This is a genomic window from Ruegeria sp. ABV4_181 (assembly GCF_056158465.1).
This window is the reverse complement of sequence record NZ_JBSWTI010000005.1, coordinates 81895-101405: the sequence shown is the minus strand read 5'-3', so window position 1 is coordinate 101405 and position 19511 is coordinate 81895. Positions and strand designations below refer to the sequence as shown.

The window sequence follows — 19511 nt, the reverse complement described above, 5'->3', positions numbered from 1 at the left end:
GTGAACAGGAGGGTCCTATGCAGCGCCGACTCGCCGCAATCATGGCTGCCGATGTCGTTGGGTATTCGTCGTTGATGGGCAGCGACGAGGCAGGGGTATTGTCCGCCCTCAAAACGCTGCGTTCTGAGATTTTTGATCCCGCAATCGCAAGACATCACGGGCGCCTCGTCAAGTTGATGGGGGATGGTGCTCTTGTCGAATTCGCTTCGGTTGTCGATGCCGTTACCTGTGGCGTCGAGATCCAGCGGGCAATGGCTGAGGCTGCTCCAGCCCTTGCCAACGGGTCGCGGCTACAACTTCGGATTGGGATAAACCTCGGTGATGTCATGATCGCTGATGGGGACCTCTATGGTGACGGGGTGAATGTTGCCTCCCGCATTGAAGGTCTGGCGGACCCAGGTGGTGTCGCGGTGTCTGACAGTGTCGCGCAGCAGGCAATGGGCAAGGTAGATGCCGAATTTGACGATCTCGGTTTGAAAAACCTGAAGAACATCGCTGAACCGGTTCGGGTTTTCCGCGTCCTGCTTGACAGAGTGCCCGCTTCTGAACAGCGATCAAACAAGCTGCGACTGATGACCGGTGCATCGGTGCTGGTTGGTCTGGGCGTTGTAAGCTTGTTGACGTGGTGGATCGGCTATGATCACGAGCCGCCCGAGGCCATGACCTTTGATGAAGCCGCTCTGTTGACAGAGCCAAGAGGTCCGACCGTTGCGGTTCTGCCGTTTCAGAGCCTTAGCAATACGGACGTCCGCGATTTATTGGCTGTTGGTATTGGCGAAGACATCATTGTTGAGCTGGGGAGCTACCAGGACCTCAATGTACTGTCCCGCCAATCCACCCATTCCGTTGGACCAAACGAAAGTGACCCGCGCAGTATCCGGCAGAAATTCGGCGCGGACTATGTGCTGGAGGGCTCAGTCCGGCAGGTTGCAGATCGGCTGCGTGTGACAGCACGACTGATAGACACAGCTTCGGAGCTTCAAGTCTGGTCGGGGGCGTATGACGAAAGCCTCACGACTTTAAATATTCTGGACGTTCAACTGAACATTACTGAAAAAGTTGCCTCGGCTGTGGGTGACGCGGGTGGGGCGATAAAACGCATTCACGCAGGTCATGCGCGTGCGAAACCGCCGGAACATCTCTCTTCTTATGAATGTTCCCTGCTGCGCGTTGGTTTTCTGAACCGACGGGATATGCAAGAGCGTGTCCGCGGCTGTATCCTGCGGGTTGTCGAAGACGAACCCGAGTATTGGCGCGGGTGGGCGCAATTGGCCGAGGCACTGCTGACGGATGTGAAGCTATTTACCGGGCTGTATCCGGGGACGCAGGATGAGAAAATCCAACGCGCGGAAGAGGCGGCGCGGAACGCGGTGTCGCTGAACCCGTATTCTGCGCGCGCTCATTTCCTTCTGGCGCTGGTGCTTCAGATTCAGCGCGATCTCGACGGGTTCTTCTCATCCGCCGAAACAGCGCTTGCATTGGGGACAGATCGGTATCTGCAAGGGCAGATCGGCTATGAGTTCATTTGGTCCGGGCGTCTGGAATTGGGCGCCGCTCTTGTTGAGAATGCAATTGCGCTTGACCCAAATGCGGCAGACCCGAACTGGTATCAGGCGCTCGCCGAGTATCATTTCCTGAACGGAGATTATGAAACGGCGCTGAGCACCTATCGCAAGGGGGCACAGCCGGATATTTGGTGGTCGGTGTCCATCGAGGTTGCAATTCTGGCTGAACTGGGTCCGCACGAGGCCGCCATTTCCGCGCGGGACAGGCTGAACAAAATTCGTCCGGGGATAAAAATTGCTGACATTGTCTGGATGTATCGGCGCTTTGCACGCCCGGATGAACACATACTGCCTTTCGTGGAAGCATACAGAGCAGTGGACATGCCCGAGGGACGGTTTGCCCCGCTTAAGGGGGATAGCGCAGGTTAACTGACAAGGGGGCGGTAAGGCATAGTGTGGTGCCAAGTCTGGCACCGGTTCTTATTCGGGCACGCCCGCTCTTTGCAGGCTTGCCAGCCAGATCCGTCGGTTTTCGGGGTGGTTCTTCGATCCTGCAAATTGCCTCCGCATCGCTGAGATTGACAGTTTGGGGTTGATCTCAAGCGCATCTTTGACGGCCTCTTGGGCATCGTCTTCCCTACCCATCTCGGCAAGAGTGGCTGCGCTCAACAAGTGATGAAACAGCCGCCAAGTATTGCTTGTTGCCACCGTGCCCAACTGCCGGGCAGCGTCCAACGCCTCTTCGTAGCGCTCCAGGTGAAAAAGGATATGACCCTGGTAGAAGTACATGTTTTGCAACATCGGATCGCGTGGACTTAGCCTGATTGCCATCTCTATCTCGGGCAGGGCGAGGTCCTGCATGCGGAACCAGTCATAGGTATGCGCCAATTCCAGCCGTATACGCGCATCATTGGGGTTGAGGACGACAGCGCGTTCGAGATTTGCGATGGCTGGATCGGCCTTTCCGGTAAAGCGGTAGATATAGCCAAGGGCCGCATGTGCTTGCGCGTCCTGATCGTCCAGTTCAATTGCTCGCTTGGCGGCCTCAGTCGCGGCAATCAACGTGTCCTGAGGGGTATCCGACCACTGAAAGAAGAATGTCGTTCCCAGCGCGCGGGCCAATAGGCTGTGTGCTGCCGCGAATTCCGGATCGGCTGCGATGGCGTACTGTGCAAAAGTCACCGCGTCCTGCTGGGCCTCTTGTGAAAATACTGCCTGCCGCGCCCGGCCGCGCAAATACAGATCCCATGCACCCATGTCTTCGGTCGGTTTTTCCTGCAACCGTGCTTCGCCGGACTGATATATCTCAGGCAACAACTGGCCGGCGATGGCCCGGCTGATCTCGTCTTGAACATCAAAGACATCCGTTACCTGACGATCAAATACCTCGGCCCAGATGGTTTCGGCGCTGTCGACATCAATAAGTTCTCCGCTGATGCGCATCTGACCATCGGCGCGGCGGACGCTGCCGCGGACAACATAGCCAACCCCGAGGTCGCGAGCTATTTCGATCGGGGTTACCTGATCCTTCGCGTAAGAGAACATCGTTGCGCTGGACACAACGAACAGTTCCCGGTTGCGCGACAAATGCGCGATCAGGTCGTCGGTGAGACCATCGACGAAATACTGACCCGTTCTTTCGTCCCCAATATTGTCAAACTGCACAACGGCCAAAGAGGGTTTTCCGGTGTCCGGCAATCGTTGCCGGTCGGCAAATATGGAGAACGACAGCATGGCGATTGCCAAGGCCGACAGAACACCCGCAACAAGAACGCCGCGTTTGGGCGCTTGGGCAACGCGCCCAGGCGGTTCATCCGATGCAACCGGGGCCACAAATTGGAACCCGCGCTTTGGAAAGGTTTTGATGTAGTCTGAGCTTGCCGCAGTGTCGCCCAAGGCCTTGCGAACGGACCGGATGCGCGTGTTCAGCGCCGCGTCCGTGATCGCCGAGCCGCCCCAAATCTCGTCAATGATCTCTTGCTTGCTGACAATCCTGTCTCGGTTCCTGACGAGAAACTCCAGCAATTGCAGGGCCTGAGGTTCCAGAGCAACCTGTTCGCCACAGCGTTTCAATCCCTGTGTCGGATCAAGTTGGAACTCTAAAAAACGGTACATACTGAAACCTACACTCCGCCATGTCCTTGGCTCAACGAAGTTTGCGGATTGTTAGATGAATGTCAGAAAAAATCAGATTCCGATCAAGCCCGGCGTATTCGCCCAGAGTAACGTGTCCGGGGGTTAGCGTTCCGTAGCATTACTCAAAATAAAAAGGAGATTGGATATGGCCCAACTGAAAACACTTTGCATCGCGGCTGCGGTCGCTCTGGCGGGGAGCACTGCATTGGCTGAAACGGATCTTGAGGCGGCGTTGGATAACGGTGCCGAGCGCCTCAATGCCGATCAGATCGCAGAGCTTCTGATCGGAAATACTGTCACAGCCACCTCCGGAGAGAAGAGATTTCGCTTTTTCTATGACCCCAACAATATCGTGAGCGGAGAACTTACGAACGGTGGATGGAACGGTGTCGGCGCATTTGCCATCACCGATACAGATAAGGTTTGCGTTTCCATGGCGGCCGACAAGGGGCGCTATCGCTGTATGACAGTTCTACGTGTCGGGGACTCGGTCCAGAAGTTCAGTGCCGACGGAAAGAGAACTTTCGAGCTGCACAGCTTTGAACCGTCTACCGGTCTCTGAGTTTCGGTTTCAAACTGGTTCTGACACTAGACCCGCCATTTTTCTGGCTGAGGAGAAATGGCAGGCACGAAAACAGCTACCCTGTTCTCCATGCGCGGTGAATGTCCGACTTGAGCGGAAATGGTTTGTCATAGGTCGAACACTTCCGGTGTCCGCTAAGGGCCGTCCTCGAAGATGGCGCAATCGCACAGCTAAGCGTATGCTGCGTTGCATCCGATGACCGAGTTGAGCCCAGTTCGATCAATGCTGCGCGATGCATGAACGAGTCCGAACTGTGTGCAGCAGCCGTTGGTTGATTTAAGTATGACCCAGCCCCGCCGTCGGCCATTTAGTTCCACTGCTGTTTCTCAGTTCCTTCAGAGCTGCCGTTCAGCACATTTGTAATACGGGGCCTTAGCGACGGCTGCCAAGCTAGGCAACGCGAGCCTTGCAGTGTTCGGCAGCAAATTTAGCTAACTTTCTATCTAACTTGCCACGCCAGCTGATGAAATCTTGGTCAGGGATATAAAAAAATCCTCTATCGGTATGAGTTCATGGTCCAATTCAGACATGGCAGAGCGTCTGATGTTAATTTTGCGGACCGCCTCAAAGTACATTGAAGTTCGAGATTGAAGCCGAGGACAAATTCAGCGCAAGTCAAATCAATAGATGCTGCTCACCACCGTTTAAACCTTCTATGTGACAAGTTGACCTGAAACTGTGGGATCATAATAGCAGTTCATCGCAAGTCGAAGGAATTACTCAGTCCAATTTCGCAGGGCAAATTTGGTATCAATGCGTGCCGCGCGGTACAAAAAACGGGTCAATCAAATGAGTTTCGCCGTCCTTGTTTGGTTCAGCCAAACGTCGTTCGAGCAGATTGATAACATGCTCGACCGATAGATCTATCGGGTTATTGACAGTGCTTAGATTGAATGTTGGCCACCTGGCCATTTCTATATCATCAAAACCGATAATCGACATCTCGCCCGGGACATCCACACCCAGATCGCGCGCCGCCGTCAACGCGCCGATCGCGCTGGCGTCATTGGCGCAAACAAGCGCGTCCAGCCTGTGCTCGCCCAACAGTTTCACCGACGCCCGATACCCTGCGTCGACTGTGAACTCTCCAGCCGCTTCTGCGATCAAAGAAAGGCCGGCCCTTTTTAACGTGTCGAACATTCCCGACCTGCGATCAGCAGAGGACGCGAAACTCGGTGCGCCCGAGACAAAGCCGAACCGTTTGCGACCGTTACTAAGTAGAATTTCAGTGGCTATCCGCGTACCTTTGGCATTCTTACAGCACACGTTGTCCACTCTCGGCGCATCCACGATGCGACCAGACGATATCATTGGAACACCGAACTTGCTGCACTGCTCCACTAGCGCCTCGGGCATGCTGCCCCCGCGGAGAACCAATGCATCCAACGGGTAGCGCAGCACATGGTCCAAGGCCGTTTCGGCACCTTCATCGCCTCCATCAATCAGAATCGGCCACTTGTTCAGCGCATTCAACTGACCCACCAACCGGTTTACAAATTCGGAATCGTAAGTGCTCCGCATATTTCCCACGAAAACCGCAACCAGGTGCGAGCGGCCACCTTTCAATCCCGCTGCCAAGGCATTGGGTTGGTACCCCATGCGCGCGGCCACCTCTTCTATCTTTTTGCGTTTTTCTGCGTCCAGATAGGCGCCTGACGTAAAAGCGCGCGACACGGCGGACCGCGATACGCCGGCCGCGTCGGCTACGGCTTGCGCCGTGACACGGCGGGGCCTTTCGGCAGATATTCTACTGTCATCAACCACCCTCAAGCTGTCCTCTGTTTCCGATTAATTTGTCAATATTGATAAAAATCTTTCACCGAACTGTCACACGATCCGCGTAGGTGGGCACGTGTGCACATCCCGTGCATCGCATCCGGGATCAAACCTGTATGCGCCGATTTTATTGCTGCAAGGGGCCTGTGCCCCGCAACCTGACGCACCTGCCTGCCAACAGGGCCGCTGCCGAACCGGAGTTTAGAAATGACCAATCTGAAGTTCTGCGCAACCGCTGCAGCCGTCGCCTTTTCTGCGACCGCAGCTTTTGCCGAAACCGAAATCACATGGTGGCACGCGATGGGCGGCCAGCTGGGAGAAACCGTCAACCAGATCGCCGAGGACTTCAATGCCTCGCAGGACGAATACAAGATCACTCCGGTCTATAAAGGCAGCTATGAAGAGACCCTGACCGCCGGTATCGCCGCCTTCCGCGCGGGCGAGCAACCCAACATCATGCAGGTATTCGACGCCGGTGCCGCCACCGTTATCGGTGCCAAGGGCGCGACCATTCCGGTTCAGGACCTGCTGGCCGACAATGGCGTCGACTTTGACATCAACGACTACATCGCTGGCGTGCGCTACTTCTATGCCGACAGCGACGGCAAAATGATCGGCATGCCGTTCAACTCGTCTACCCCCATCATGTATTTCAACGTCAATGCGCTGGAAGCAGCCGGCGTCACACCGCCGGCAACCTGGGAAGAATTCCAGTCGACCACCGCTCCGGCGCTGAAAGAGGCAGGCTATATCCCGCTGAGCCAGTCGCACCTGCCCTGGATCTTCACCGAGAATTTCATGTCGCGCCACAACCTGCCGTTTGCGACCAACAACAACGGCTACGACGGCAACGACACCCAGATTCTGGTCAACAATGACGCGATCAAGGCGCATTTCACTGCTCTGACCGAATGGAAAAACGACGGCCTGTTCGAATGGTACGGCACTGGCTGGGGTGACAATGCCAAGCCTTTTGAAGAAGGCAAGGTTGCGATGTGGCTGGGTTCGTCGGGCTCGTTCGGCGGCCTCTTGCAGAAAGACCTGCCGTTCGAGTTCAGCGCCGTGGAACTGCCCTATTGGGAAGCCGTTGCTGCCGAGCCGACCCAAACCTTCATCGGCGGTGCCGCCCTGTTCGCAATGGCGGGTCAGTCGGAAGAGGAAAACAAGGCAACCGCCGAATTCTTCAACTTCCTGACCGCACCTGAAACTCAGTATTTCTGGCATCAGGAAACCGGTTACGTCCCGATCACCGAAGCCGCTTATGAAGTTGCCAAGAAAGACGGCCACTATGACCGCTTTCCCGCGGCTGAAGTTGGTATCAGCCAGCTGACCGACAAGGCAGGTGACAACACCAAGGGCTATCGCATGGGCTTCTATGTCCAGATCCGCGACATCATGAACCGCGAATACGGGCGTATCCTGACCGGTGAGACCGACGTGGAGACCGCGTTCCAAACCATCGAAGCGGAAGCCAACGAACTGCTGGCCCGCTTCGCCAAGACCCAGGGCTAAGCCCCGGGATCACCCCCAGGTTGGTCGCGCCGCAATGGCGCGGCCATTCCACTGTTTTCGCACTGGACGGACCATGAAACGCGCGGGCTTCGACAACACCTGGCTGCCGGTGGCGCTGCTGCTGCCACAATTAATGATCATCGCCATTTTCTTCTATTGGCCCGCAGGATGGGCGCTGCAGTCATCTTTCTTTTTGCAGGATCCGTTCGGCTTCGGTTCGACTTTCGTCGGGACCGAAAATTACACGTCTCTGTTGGGCAATGATCAGTACAAACGCGTCGCCGGGTTCACCATCATCTACTCGGTTCTGGTCACCTTCTTTTCGCTGGCCATCGCGCTGTTGCTGGCCGTGAAGGCCGACAAGGTCATCCGGGGCGCCCGGACCTATCGCACCCTGTTGATGTGGGTCTATGCAATTGCACCGCCCGTCGCGGGCTTTCTGGGCATCCTGTTTTTCGATCAGAGTACCGGACCAATGACGAAATTCTTTCAGGCATTCGGATGGGATTTCAAGCTGGGCGTTGACTACAACGCCACGGCCACCGCGATGATCATCGTGGCGGTCTGGAAGCAAATCCCGGTGAACTTCATCTTTTTCCTCTCGGGCTTGCAATCCATCCCGCGTTCCGTACGCGAGGCGGCGATGATCGATAACCGCTCGGCCACAGGGCGGTTCTGGCAAGTGACCTTCCCCCTGCTGGCGCCGACCGCGTTCTTTCTGCTGATCATCAATATTACCTACGCACTGTTCGACACGTTCGGCATCATCGACGCGCTGATGAAGGGTGAGCCAGGCAACAACCCGATGACGCTGGTTTACAAGGTCTATCTGGACGGCTTCCGCGGCAATGATCTGGGCGGATCGTCGGCGCAGTCTGTTATCCTGATGGTGCTGGTTTTGATCCTGACAGTCTTTCAGTTCCGGCTGGTTGAACGCCGGATCCACTATACGTGAAGGGGCAGAATAATGGCAGAAACAACCCTTGAAACACCTGCACTGACCAAACGCCCCCGCAGAATCCGGTGGGAGGCAATCGGGGATCACGCTGTCCTGCTTCTGGGTTCATTATTGATGATCCTGCCGCCGCTGCTGGCGCTGACCACGGCCAGCCACGACGCGGTGACCATTCACCGCGAAGGTCTGCAACTCACGCTCGGGGATGATCTGGGCAAGAACTTCCACGCCGCGATGTTTGAAAAAGGCGGGTTTACCCAGACGGTCGATGGCACGCTGATGCTGATCAACTCGTTCATTCTGGGCATCGGGTTTGCTGTCGGCAAGATCATCATCTCGATGATGGCGGCCTATGCCATCGTGTATTTCCGGCTGCGATTTGCCACTTTGGCCTTCTGGGTCATATTTACAACGCTGTTGCTGCCGCTAGAGGTGCGTATCCTGCCCTCCTACGAAGCGATCCAGAAGCTTGGCCTGACCAACACCTATACCGGGCTGATTGTGCCGCTGATCGCCTCGGCCACGGGCACCTTCTTTTTCCGCCAGTTCTTTATGTCCGTGCCGGAAGAACTGGCCGAAGCTGCGCGGATCGACGGCGCCGGACCGTGGAAGTTCTTCGTCGATATTCTCGTTCCGCTCAGCCGGACGATGATTGCGGCAATCTTCATCATTATGTTCGTCTTCGGTTGGAACCAGTATCTGTGGCCGACGCTGATCACCACGGATGAAAGCTTTTTCACGCTGGTCCGGGGCATCAAGCAGATCGTGCTGACCTATACCGACAGTCAGATCCCCGAACACGGGCAGGCCCTGGCGCTAGCCATCGTTGCGATGATCCCCCCGGTGGCCATTGTCATCTTTTTCCAGAATTGGTTCGTCAAGGGCCTTACAGAATCCGACAAATAAGGAACACGCGCATGGCTCAGGTCTCTTTAGACGGCATCCGCAAAGTCTATCCCAACGGGTTTCGGGCCGTTGAGGCCACCAGTTTTGTCATTCAGGACGGAGAGTTTGTCGTGCTGGTCGGCCCGTCCGGCTGCGGCAAATCCACGTTGCTGCGAATGATTGCAGGGCTGGAGGACATTACCGAAGGTGCGCTGAATATCGGTGACCGGGTCGTCAATGACGTGGACCCGGCCGATCGGGACATCGCGATGGTGTTTCAGAACTACGCGCTCTATCCGCACATGACCGTTCGCAAGAATATCGGTTACGGGCTGAAGAACCGCGGCACGCCTGTTTCCGAGATTGACGCTAAGGTTCAGGACGCGGCCAGAATGCTGAACCTGACCGAGTATCTGGACCGCAAACCGGCGCAACTGTCCGGCGGTCAGCGACAGCGCGTTGCCATGGGCCGCGCGGTTGTGCGTGACCCGGCGCTGTTCCTTTTTGACGAACCGCTGTCGAACCTTGACGCCAAGCTGCGCAACCAGATGCGGATTGAGATCAAGGCTCTGCAACGCCGCCTTGGCACCACCGCCGTCTACGTCACGCATGATCAGGTCGAGGCGATGACAATGGCCGACCGCATTATCGTTCTGAACGCAGGCCGGATTGAGCAGATTGGCACACCGTCCGAGATCTACCACAATCCGGCTTCGACCTTTGTCGCCTCGTTCATGGGGGCACCGCCGATGAACCTGATCGAGGCACAGGTGGACGACGCGCAGGTTCGGATCAACGGTTATGAAGGGCTGATGCCCGCGCCCGGTTCGTACATTGGTCCGGTAACCATGGGCATCCGCCCGGAAGATGTCGCGCTGGACGAGCAGGGCAAAATCCCCTTCCGCATCGACATTCTGGAAGAACTGGGGGCGCACCGCCTGCTGCACGGGGCAATCGCGGATCAAGCCTTTACGGTGATGGTCGGCAAGGATCAGCACGTCCAGACCGGTGAAACCCGCGTAACCCTCAGGCCCGAGGCCCTGCGGCTGTTCGATGCGGAAACAGGAAGAACCCTGTGATCACTGATGTCTTGAACACCTTGCCCGCTGTCACACCGGAGCAGCGAAAGGCGATCCTGTCCGCCCCGCGCACGGCCGAGGCGCATCGAGGCCTCCTTGCCATGCTTCCGGCGATGAACGCCCTGCAACTTGGGGGAGCGCCCTCGGCCACTCAACTGCCTGCCCAATTCACTGTGGCCGCATGGAACGTGGAACGCTGCTTGTTTCCCCTGGACACCGCCGCCCATCTGAGCCAGATCGCCCCGGACGTCGTTCTGCTGTCCGAGGTTGATCATGGCATGGCCCGCACTGCGCAACGCCACACGACACAGGACATGGCGTACGCGTTGGGCATGGCCTATGCATTTGGTGTTGAATTCCACGAACTTGATCTGGGTGGTGAAACCGAGCGCGCCTTTTGCACCGATGATTTCAACGCATTTGGCTGGCATGGAAACGCCATCCTGTCCTCGGCCCCGTTCGAGCGTACCGCCCTGATCCGTCTGGACGACCACGGCCATTGGTTTGTGCCCGAGGCCGGTGCGACAGATCCCGGTCAACCCCGCGTTGGTGGTCGGATGGCAATCGCCGCCGTGACACCAACTGCCAAGGGGCCGGTCTGCGTCGTTTCCACCCATCTGGAAAGCAACGCGGATGCTGCACACCGGCACGCACAGTTCGACCTGTTGCTAAAAGCCATCGACGATTTTGCTCCCGACATGCCGGTTCTGATCGGCGGCGACCTCAATACGGGCAACCACATCCCGCCAGATTTCGACTGGCGCCACGAAACCCTGTTCGATCTGGCCAAAGAACAAAGGTATTCTTGGGATTTCACTCCTGAGGGCCATACCACGCGCCCCAGTCTGATAACGCCTCATCCGAAGAGAAATATGAAACTGGATTGGCTGGCGGGTCGTGGTCTAGAGCCAGTCGAGTCAGGCATTTTGACCTCAATCTCGGCTTCCGGGATTCCGCTATCGGATCATGACTGTGTTTGGAGTAAACTAGGCGTCCGGGACGATTTCGTATCATCAGAGAATGCGGCCAAATAATCTATTGACGACGCAGGACGTTCCTACTCCGGGCCTTAAATGGTTTGAAGCGCTTCAAAAAGTAGCGCTGGCTCACTTGTGAGAAATAATTGCGAATGTCTGCTTTGTAGGGATTTGAACATTGTGCTGGGTCAACTGGTACCTAAGGCTCCTTCCAACTATCGTCGTTAGTGTCTCCCAGCCACTCAATGAAGTGGCCAGCACCTCCGTGACCCGTGTTAAAACCACTGGCTTCGATTTATCGGAAATACCGCCCATCACTATTTTGATGAAGGTGAACCACTATACAGCCGTCATCATCACTTGGGTCGACGTGATCATGCGACTCAAGTCGTAGGCATTCCGATAGGATAAGGTCTACGTCTTCGGACATGATTTGCCCCTTCGCTTGCTCGAACATTTTATTGTTTCAATGCACTCAATCAGGCAAATTGAACTCGACAAAGGAAAGAAAATGATCAGATCCCTGATCCTTTGGCGAGTTGATAACATCGGCAGTCCCAGTCCGAAGCGACCAGAGGGTTTTCGACGGCAAGATGAAATCAATTTGCGCCCATTCCGGTTGGCGGCTGCCATCTTCTAAAGGCCTGTTCCAGACGTGGGTGTCTCTGGGGCGCCGCGTTTCCGAATGCGGTGCATGGTCATCTTGTTCGATCAGCGTCATCGCATTGGTTAGACCAAGGGGATTTCCTTCGGCCAAAAGAGGCGCAAGGGCTTCGCTGTCTGGCGTGTCGTTCAAGTCACCAAGGACAACGAAGAGATCGTTTTCAATATCGACCTCCTCGGTGACGATGCGGACGATTTGTTCCGCTTCGGCCTTGCGCTTGATCGTGTTGAGAGCTTGGGCCTCAGCGTAGCGATCAGACTCTTCGAACTGGTCAATACCCGTGTACTTCGATTTCAGATGGCAGACGAACACTGTGAGAATGACGCCGCCTTGGTCCTTGTCCATGATTTCGACCTGCAAGCAATCGCGGCCAAACTGATAGAGTTTGCCATCGGAGCGTCTGAACTTCTTGTAGCGATGGCTGACTATTCGTCCGATTTTGAAATTCTTGGTACAAATCAGTCCAAGATCGATGCCTCGTGGATCATTGGACGGGATCGAGACCACACCGGTCTTGGGGCCGTAGTCTGGTCCGACGCTTCCCTGCACGAAGTCGAGTAGCGCACCAAAATTCTCGATCTCCTGCAAACCGACAATGTCGATCGAATTGTTGCCGACACCACTTTCCCTAATGCGCTCTGCAACATCAAACGAATGCGCGCGAGATTTTGGGCTCGTTCGGAATTGCCCGTAGAGATCATCCCCAATTGAGTAGGGATCGTCAAAACGGTCAAAAAGATTCTCTACGTTATACGTGCCAATACGAAATGGTCTCGGCATTCAATTCTCCCAAAAACCTATCAAAATTCTAACCAAGGTATGTAAGTCTGGTGCGAATGCAACGCAGTTGGAGTGTTTGCTCGAGCAAAGAACTTGCGCCTGCAGTGAATGGCGGCAATACGGGCTTCGGTCGTAGCATCGTGCCGGCGAGTTGGATGTTAGCTGAGGGCCGTCCCCAGGAGCACGTGGCGTTTACCCGCCCGAGATGCTGCATTCTCTCCGATGGCCGCTAAGAGCACAAATTTACAATTGCCGCACCATTTCGCCGCCTGTGTGAAGCACCAATAGGCGTGGCCCTACAGCTTTGCCCTTCGAGGCCAACACCTGTATGGTCTGGGCATGAAAATCTACGGTTTCGATCACATTGTCCTCTGTGTCGGCGACGTCGATCTCACTCTGGAATTCTATCAGCGCGTTCTAGGAATGACGGCACGTGAAGAGCGGGCGGGTAAATGGTCGCTCCACTTCGGCTCGAACAAAATCAGCCTTCAGGATGCCAGGACCGCGCCTGCTCTTGCCAAAAAAACGGTGCCGGGTAGTGGAAACTTCTGCGTCGTGACCGAAACGCCGATTGAGGAAGTTGTACGGGCACTCCGCGCAAACGATGTCGAAACTGTCGAAGGGCCTACTAAAAAGCTTGGTGCTGTCGGCGACCTGATGTCGGTCTATTTCCGGGATCCAGACGGTAATCTTGTTGAGATTAGCAACAGGCTTTCTTGACAAGAAATTCCCGAGCAAACGCATGTACTAACGACGGCTTTTTCCGCGATCTGTGAGTTCGCTAGAACCTTGATTTTACTCTCGCAGCGAATGGCAGCAATACGGGCGCGACCGCCGCATTCACCGATGCTGGCCAGCCGCAAGGAGACATAAAAGCGCCGGAATTCTTGGGCAGTCTGTGGCGAGACAATGCGGTGAGGAAGCGGATGGGAGCTTGGAGCGCGGGCAGCTTTGGCAACGACGACGCCCTTGATTATGTGAATGGCCTCTCGAGTTTCGATGCCGTGATTGAGACGGTTGCTGCCTTCTCGGCCAAGCCGGCCGGGCTGGAGGCCGGGGACGCCTGCGTGGCGCTAGCGGCCTGCGACCTGTTAGCGGCTGGATTGGGGCGAGCGCCTGCCGACTTGCCAGAGTTGCCGGGTATCAGGTTGCACGCAGTGTCACAGGATACGCTGGACCAGGCCACTGCCTTGGTAAAGCATGTGCGCACCGAGTCGGAGTTGGCAGAGTTGTGGGACGATGATGCGGAGGAGTGGCACGAGGCGCTGGACGCACTGTTGATACGTCTGACCCCTTCGGCGCCCTACACGCCACCCGAGTCGAACCCGGAAAGGCCCGACGACTATATTGGGCATTGCTATGTTTGCTACGAGGCGGTGACAGAGCGCGATGGCCTGGCTTTTGAGTATGATGATGGCGGTGGTGTGTTGGGTGCGACCCCACACCGGGCCTGTATCGACGCTAAGCTGGACGGCCCCGGTCCTCATTGGACGCCCGACGGCATGCCCCTACCGACGGCGCGGCGCAAGATGGTCGTCGACTTAGGGTATGACCCCGAAGACCTGATGCCGAACGGAGATATTCTACCAAAGGCGCGGCGGCGCATGATGCTGGAGGTGGGCTACAGGGAAAGTGACCTCACTGAGGACGGGCACCTGAAACCAACGGAATCTTAGAGCGCCTCAACATGTGAGGATTCGAGATTGGTGCGATTGCTGGGCGAATTGCGGATTTGTCCGCGCTCCTGATCACCGCCTGGCAATGAATTCTTCGCTCATCGTGAATGTCCGGATTGCGGCCTGCGACTGCAGCTTCAGGAAAAGGTTTCGACGGCAGCTATGGGCCGGACAAGATGGACGGCAAGGGCTGAGGCTGTGTGAAAACTCCGGCCTACGAGCTCTCTCAGAAGCACGAGAGAATGCACGTAAAGGGTGTTTTCGGCGTATTTCGCCGACCTTTCAGAGTATTCACACAGCCTCGGTCGGCAGCCGATTGTCTGATAAATTGTTGAACCCGTTCTTTGAGCACGTTTGACAGATGCTCCGTAGTTTGAGACCTTCCTGCCATTCGCAAAGGAGGATCTAACAATGGACCAGTATACTTTCTGATCCCGCCGCGCTCTGCCCTCGATTGACAGAATGCGCACTGAAACACTCCTGCGGAGGATTCTGACAATGGACAAACGACGCTAGCCCCTAGCGGGCGTTCGCAGTCGTGCATCTGCGCGACTTCAGCTTTCTCTTGTCATGAGGTGCACCATGCCCTTCAAACCACCAAAAACCACCTTCGGTCGGACCCTTCCTGCTGTGGAGGACACCCCAAAATCCGCCAAATTAGTGAGAGGCAAAGCCAAACCACCGCACGATCTGCGTATGAAGTCACCACCGCGTGCGGCTAAACGAATGGACATTCCCGGCAAAGCCAAGGGGCGTTAGAGACTGGTGCGGGGCGTGTTATGCGCCCCGCATTTGTGATCGGGATGGTCTATTGAGAAGCACGATTGCGCGCGAAATTGGATCGGTGCGCCTGCGACTTAGGTTTTTGCTGCGGCAATGGAAGCAAATGCTGGATGTCTGCTTGGAGCCGTCCGCAGCAAGATATTAGCCTGTACTGACTAGATGAAGGTTCGACTAAGATTTCTGAGCCAAACCAAACATTGCCGTCCAATTCTCAAGGGTCATTCCATTGCGATAGTCCTGCTGCATTTCGGTGTCGAGCAGTTCGACTAACAGTCTGTTTTCGAGCCAGACCTCCACGCATTCGAACGGACCGCGATTGCAGATACGTGCGCACCACCCGCGTTCTTCGGCGGAAGAGATGATCTCCGAACGATTGAGTGTTGCGCATAATGCTATGTGTGCAAACGTCGGTTTCGTGTCCCGCGCTTCTATTTCACAGAATACTGATTCTGGACCCGCCTTCAGAACATGTGTTGTGGGGTAGACTTCAATCGCAGTGCCGTCGTCCTGCTTTGAGAAGGCGATCCAGCAGTTAGGAAATGGCGGAAAGGGCAGGGCTTCGCCACCCATGACATGAGCGAGAAAAACCGCCACATCCTCTGGAGCGTCGGCGCTGATAGATAGGTGCAGAAGGCTCATGCGCAGTAGCTATCACAAGGTTGCGCTTGGTAGCAAAGACCGCGACCTGATTACTTCGATCACCCGCCAGGCTCGTTGTCGAAACGAATGTCCGGAAAGCTGGCTACGATCGCAGAAACAGAACGATGCTCCCTGGATAGGCTAGGAACCTTGGGACTCCAGCAGCACAGTTTCGAGCTTTTCAAACGACTGTTCACCACCCTCAACTGCACCTCGCTTCTTGGCGCGTCGCAGTTTGTCTGAGGACTGGAACTGCATACGCAACGTGACTTGCGTTTGCCCGTGCGTCTCCGCAAATGTCACGACCATCCGGCATGTAAGATGCTTGTCGTCGACGTGCCCTCCCGTGTTGCGGAAAACGAGCCGATGCGGCGGCTCAAAGACTTCAAAGACTGCCGTGTTAGGATACTGGACCCCGTCAGGCCCGTGTAAGACATAGGACCAGGTCCCGCCAACGCGAACGTCCATGCTTTCGATCGTCATGTGAAACCCGTGCGGTCCCCACCACTGGACCAGACGCGTTGGATCGGTCCATGCCCGAAACACGGCTTGGCGGGCGCGTTGAATAAGCGCTCGAATACCAATTCCGGCGTCGTACTGGCACCAACACGTGGAATGTCACTCTTCAACTCGTTGGCCCTCTTCGGCGAGAAAGATGTCCAACCGATCAAAACTCTCGTCCCAGAACGGTTGATATACTTTCAGCAGTGACTGAATTTCCTTGAGTGGATCCGCGCGTAACTTGCACGGGCGCCGCTGAGCGTCGCGCGAGCGTTCAATGAGGCCCGCGCGTTCAAGCACCTTCAGATGCTTGGTTATGGCCGGACCCGTCATGTCAAACGGGTCTGCCAGCTCGGTCACGGTGCGCTCACCCGACATCAGGTTCGCCAAGATATCTCGCCTTACCGGGTGGGCTAACGCGGACAAGGTAACGCTCAGTTGGTCAGTTGACAAAGTAATTTACCTATCGGTTACTTTACTAATTAGTAACATACGATTCGCCCACTGGAAAGCCCTGGACCGGGTCTGTCAGTCGCATTGAAAGGAAGCTTATGAGAGAGCTCGCAATTCTTATGTTTCAGTCCATCGATGGTATCGTTCAATCACCGATGATGCCAGACGAAGACCCGTCCGGCGGATTCCAACATGGTGGATGGGCCGCCCCATACTGGTCAGGGGCGATAAATCACGTCGGACGTGAAGCGATGTCCCAGCCTTATGACATCGTCTTTGGTCGTAAGACCTATGATGCCTTCGCGGCGCATTGGCCCAATGTGCAAGGCGACCCTGCTGCGGACATGATGAATACCGCCCGCAAGTATGTGGCTTCCAGAGGCACGCCAAAGCTGGAATGGGCAAACTCGAAACAACTTTCGGGCGACATCGCGTCTGAGATAGCTGCTCTAAAGGAAGAAGAGGGTCCATTGCTTCAAGTTCACGGGAGCGCCGATCTTGTCCAATCCCTTCTGGCGCACGATCTCATTGATGAGTACCGCCTTTGGACGTTTCCTGTAATTCTGGGGTCCGGGAAACGGCTGGTCGAGAACAATAACAAGCAACTAGAAGTGACGTTGGTTAGATCCGCAGCACTGAAGAACGGAGTATCGATGTCGATTTATCGTCGCGCTTAGGTGTCGTTGTCTGCTTTCACAACGACCGTCTTTCGCTCACCCATTTTTGCGGCTGAGTTGTCCGCACACGGTTGGTTCACTGTTCCGACGATTTTGTTGGTACAGCGAATGTCCGGAAAGCAGGCTGCGACTGCAGCATTCCAGACTATAGTTGAGTGACCGGTTTGGGCCGCCGTGTGTAAGAAAGGACAGTTGATTTGCTCGATGCTGCATTGGCTCAGAGGTCTGATCTGAGCCCAAGGCGGTCATTGCTATATTTCGCTGCGCGCGCTCGCCGCATGAAAGATGCTGCATTTGCGAAGTTGCGGGCGCTGCTGTACGACGGGCAAACTGTTCATAGATGTTTGGCACAGCGAAGCTGGGCTGGGCAATTCACAGGTCGCGGGCACGGTGGACGTTCAATCGAGTTTGCAACTGGTCGATAAGCGACGAGTGCGTCGCATTACCTTCTTCATTCTTCAAGCCATAAGGTGTAAAGAATTGGTAGCGTGTACATTGAGTGTTCTTCTCATTTTCAGGCTGTCGTTCAAAGCCTTAGGATCGAAGAGAGACCTTCAAGTATCAACGCGGTTTCGCAAAGCGGTGTATTTTTGGTACTTATAAGGCTCCTGTAACGCTTACGAATTGAATTTTGGGTCTGTGAGCCAACGATGCGAAGGACTTTTGCAGCTTTCATATGTATACTCGGGTTTACGGCACCGCTTACTGTGCATGCTTGCGTGGTTTGTGCTGAACTGCCGGAGGCATCAATTTCTGATCAAATACTGGCTGCAGAAGTAGTTGTATTTGCAGGTCCAGCACCAGAAAATCCATTCCAGTATTCGATTCGACGCGTCTTTAAGGGGAGCGACGAAAAGCTTAGTAACGCGCCCAATATTCCATTTCTCATAGACAGCGTTACACGGCGGGCATTCCGGGCTGATCCAACGACAACGGTTCTGCTGACCTATGGACCAGAATTCAACGACAGGGCTGGGCGCAATTTTTCGCGGGCTTGGCGACGCATCTTTGTGATGAATTCAGAAAGAAGCGAGTTTCTTGAAAAACTTAAAGCCAATGGTGGGCTTTGGCGTTTAGGAGAGACCAACGACGCTGCACGCGTTTCATTCTTTTTTGACTATTTGTGGCACCGAGATCAAGTTCTGCACAACATGGCCATGGTGGAAATCGGACGGGTAGATTATGCAATTTTGCGCCCGGTTGGCGGCAGGGTTTCAACCGTCCAGATTATGGAAGAGTTGAATGACTTGAACCGCTTGGCCTACTGGCCCGTTGCAATTCGGCTATTGGGACTACAAACCGATCCACAGGCGCGTTCGATTGTCCGCTCGCGCTTTGCCAAATCTTTGAGATCCGGTGGTTTGCATTCTCATGGCTGGGCGCTGGCTGGCATAGAGGCAGACAGGCTACTTGCGATCAACGCAATTGGTCTCGCGCTCAAGGACCGCAGAAAGACGCGGGATGACAAGAAGGCTCTGGTTCGGGCATTGTCCGAAGCTGGTTCCTCGCAAACGCAGTTTCAGGATGAGATCATACGGATTTTTGCAGTTGTTCTGGATAGAGATCCAGAATTGATCCTGCAGATCGCTGTTGCAACCCGAAATTGGGGCGAAACTGCGCTGCACCAAAAGTTTGAGGCCTTGGTTGTGCATGAAGAAACGGACCCCGCTACGCAGTTTTTTCTAAACATGGTTCTACAGGACGAAATCGCACCCGAATAAGTCGAGTTTGAACATGTTTTGCAAGGGCACTTTCCAATTGGCAGGCCTTGTTTTGCGACCTCTCGCCCATACGATTAGTCATCGGCCATGATTGTGCCGAGGCCTGGAATTGGCCGCTGAAAAGCTCGTGTGGAAAGGAATTGCATCCTATGATGGCTCAATGAACATCGTGGGAGAAAATTATTTAACTGAAATTGACACCTTATGAT

General features: G+C 55.3%; 17 protein-coding genes. 11 read left to right on the top strand and 6 right to left on the bottom strand.

The features are described from left to right. Window positions 1-17: 17 nt before the first annotated feature. Window positions 18-1934, top strand: coding sequence for an adenylate/guanylate cyclase domain-containing protein (locus ACXAC3_RS19385; RefSeq protein ID WP_475163888.1), 1917 nt, complete (start codon window positions 18-20; stop codon window positions 1932-1934). A gap of 51 nt (window positions 1935-1985) precedes the next feature. On the opposite strand, the gene ACXAC3_RS19380 is transcribed toward ACXAC3_RS19385, so the two are convergent. Beyond that, the gene (locus ACXAC3_RS19380; RefSeq protein ID WP_475163885.1) at window positions 1986-3620 is read right to left on the bottom strand and encodes a winged helix-turn-helix domain-containing tetratricopeptide repeat protein; all 1635 of its coding nucleotides are present in this window, start codon (window positions 3618-3620) and stop codon (window positions 1986-1988) included. A 166-nt stretch (window positions 3621-3786) separates the two neighbouring features. Between ACXAC3_RS19380 and ACXAC3_RS19375 the strand changes: the two genes are divergently transcribed. Next, window positions 3787-4203, top strand: a complete 417-nt coding sequence (locus ACXAC3_RS19375; RefSeq protein ID WP_475163884.1) for a hypothetical protein — start codon at window positions 3787-3789, stop codon at window positions 4201-4203. Window positions 4204-4974: 771 nt separating this feature from the next. Here the strand turns inward: ACXAC3_RS19375 and ACXAC3_RS19370 are convergent. Then, entirely contained in the window at window positions 4975-5988 is a 1014-nt protein-coding gene (locus ACXAC3_RS19370) for a LacI family DNA-binding transcriptional regulator (RefSeq protein WP_475163882.1), read from the bottom strand. A 219-nt stretch (window positions 5989-6207) separates the two neighbouring features. On the opposite strand from ACXAC3_RS19370, the gene ACXAC3_RS19365 reads away from it, so the two are divergent. From ACXAC3_RS19365 to ACXAC3_RS19345, 5 genes are all read left to right on the top strand, one after another. After that, on the top strand, window positions 6208-7512 hold the full coding sequence (locus ACXAC3_RS19365; protein WP_475163881.1) for an extracellular solute-binding protein: 1305 nt from the start codon (window positions 6208-6210) through the stop codon (window positions 7510-7512). Window positions 7513-7585: 73 nt separating this feature from the next. Then, the gene (locus ACXAC3_RS19360; protein ID WP_475163879.1) at window positions 7586-8467 is read left to right on the top strand and encodes an ABC transporter permease subunit; all 882 of its coding nucleotides are present in this window, start codon (window positions 7586-7588) and stop codon (window positions 8465-8467) included. Between the two features lie 12 nt (window positions 8468-8479). Then, a complete protein-coding gene (locus ACXAC3_RS19355) occupies window positions 8480-9373 on the top strand; it encodes an ABC transporter permease subunit (protein ID WP_475163877.1) in 894 nt (297 codons plus the stop codon). An 11-nt stretch (window positions 9374-9384) separates the two neighbouring features. Next, window positions 9385-10431, top strand: a complete 1047-nt coding sequence (locus ACXAC3_RS19350) for an ABC transporter ATP-binding protein (protein WP_475163876.1) — start codon at window positions 9385-9387, stop codon at window positions 10429-10431. After that, window positions 10428-11465, top strand: coding sequence for an endonuclease/exonuclease/phosphatase family protein (locus ACXAC3_RS19345; protein WP_475163873.1), 1038 nt, complete (start codon window positions 10428-10430; stop codon window positions 11463-11465). Before ACXAC3_RS19350 ends, ACXAC3_RS19345 begins: the two co-directional genes overlap by 4 nt. A 418-nt stretch (window positions 11466-11883) precedes the next feature. On the opposite strand, the gene ACXAC3_RS19340 is transcribed toward ACXAC3_RS19345, so the two are convergent. Continuing rightward, window positions 11884-12852, bottom strand: a complete 969-nt coding sequence (locus ACXAC3_RS19340; RefSeq protein WP_475163871.1) for an endonuclease/exonuclease/phosphatase family protein — start codon at window positions 12850-12852, stop codon at window positions 11884-11886. Between the two features lie 339 nt (window positions 12853-13191). Here ACXAC3_RS19340 and ACXAC3_RS19335 point away from each other — a divergent pair, with 339 nt between their 5' ends. Both ACXAC3_RS19335 and ACXAC3_RS19330 read left to right on the top strand, forming a co-directional pair. Next, complete coding sequence (locus tag ACXAC3_RS19335) at window positions 13192-13572, top strand: VOC family protein (RefSeq protein WP_475163869.1); 381 nt, start codon at window positions 13192-13194, stop codon at window positions 13570-13572. A gap of 206 nt (window positions 13573-13778) precedes the next feature. Beyond that, window positions 13779-14528: a DUF4259 domain-containing protein gene (locus ACXAC3_RS19330; protein ID WP_475163867.1), complete on the top strand. Its 750-nt coding sequence runs from the start codon at window positions 13779-13781 to the stop codon at window positions 14526-14528. 954 nt (window positions 14529-15482) lie between these two features. Here the strand turns inward: ACXAC3_RS19330 and ACXAC3_RS19325 are convergent. From ACXAC3_RS19325 to ACXAC3_RS19315, 3 genes are all read right to left on the bottom strand, one after another. Further along, window positions 15483-15950: a hypothetical protein gene (locus tag ACXAC3_RS19325; protein ID WP_475158152.1), complete on the bottom strand. Its 468-nt coding sequence runs from the start codon at window positions 15948-15950 to the stop codon at window positions 15483-15485. Window positions 15951-16091: 141 nt separating this feature from the next. Further along, entirely contained in the window at window positions 16092-16496 is a 405-nt protein-coding gene (locus tag ACXAC3_RS19320; RefSeq protein ID WP_475163865.1) for an SRPBCC domain-containing protein, read from the bottom strand. Window positions 16497-16568: 72 nt separating this feature from the next. Then, window positions 16569-16877 carry an ArsR/SmtB family transcription factor gene (locus ACXAC3_RS19315; protein WP_475163977.1) on the bottom strand — a complete coding sequence of 103 codons (309 nt, stop codon included), beginning with the start codon at window positions 16875-16877 and terminating at the stop codon, window positions 16569-16571. A gap of 146 nt (window positions 16878-17023) precedes the next feature. Between ACXAC3_RS19315 and ACXAC3_RS19310 the strand changes: the two genes are divergently transcribed. Together ACXAC3_RS19310 and ACXAC3_RS19305 are read left to right on the top strand one after the other, a co-directional pair. Then, on the top strand, window positions 17024-17581 hold the full coding sequence (locus tag ACXAC3_RS19310) for a dihydrofolate reductase family protein (protein ID WP_475163864.1): 558 nt from the start codon (window positions 17024-17026) through the stop codon (window positions 17579-17581). Between the two features lie 650 nt (window positions 17582-18231). Beyond that, the gene (locus tag ACXAC3_RS19305; protein ID WP_475163862.1) at window positions 18232-19302 is read left to right on the top strand and encodes a hypothetical protein; all 1071 of its coding nucleotides are present in this window, start codon (window positions 18232-18234) and stop codon (window positions 19300-19302) included. Window positions 19303-19511 lie beyond the last annotated feature (209 nt).

Bases quoted from the DNA above. Each gene is read 5' to 3' on its own strand.
- ACXAC3_RS19385 (WP_475163888.1), top strand. From the start codon at position 18: ATGCAGCGCCGACTCGCCGCAATCATGGCTGCCGATGTCGTTGGGTAT.
- ACXAC3_RS19380 (WP_475163885.1), bottom strand. From the start codon at position 3,620: ATGTACCGTTTTTTAGAGTTCCAACTTGATCCGACACAGGGATTGAAA.
- ACXAC3_RS19375 (WP_475163884.1), top strand. From the start codon at position 3,787: ATGGCCCAACTGAAAACACTTTGCATCGCGGCTGCGGTCGCTCTGGCG.
- ACXAC3_RS19365 (WP_475163881.1), top strand. From the start codon at position 6,208: ATGACCAATCTGAAGTTCTGCGCAACCGCTGCAGCCGTCGCCTTTTCT.
- ACXAC3_RS19360 (WP_475163879.1), top strand. From the start codon at position 7,586: ATGAAACGCGCGGGCTTCGACAACACCTGGCTGCCGGTGGCGCTGCTG.
- ACXAC3_RS19355 (WP_475163877.1), top strand. From the start codon at position 8,480: ATGGCAGAAACAACCCTTGAAACACCTGCACTGACCAAACGCCCCCGC.
- ACXAC3_RS19350 (WP_475163876.1), top strand. From the start codon at position 9,385: ATGGCTCAGGTCTCTTTAGACGGCATCCGCAAAGTCTATCCCAACGGG.
- ACXAC3_RS19340 (WP_475163871.1), bottom strand. From the start codon at position 12,852: ATGCCGAGACCATTTCGTATTGGCACGTATAACGTAGAGAATCTTTTT.
- ACXAC3_RS19335 (WP_475163869.1), top strand. From the start codon at position 13,192: ATGAAAATCTACGGTTTCGATCACATTGTCCTCTGTGTCGGCGACGTC.
- ACXAC3_RS19330 (WP_475163867.1), top strand. From the start codon at position 13,779: ATGGGAGCTTGGAGCGCGGGCAGCTTTGGCAACGACGACGCCCTTGAT.
- ACXAC3_RS19325 (WP_475158152.1), bottom strand. From the start codon at position 15,950: ATGAGCCTTCTGCACCTATCTATCAGCGCCGACGCTCCAGAGGATGTG.
- ACXAC3_RS19310 (WP_475163864.1), top strand. From the start codon at position 17,024: ATGTTTCAGTCCATCGATGGTATCGTTCAATCACCGATGATGCCAGAC.
- ACXAC3_RS19305 (WP_475163862.1), top strand. From the start codon at position 18,232: ATGCGAAGGACTTTTGCAGCTTTCATATGTATACTCGGGTTTACGGCA.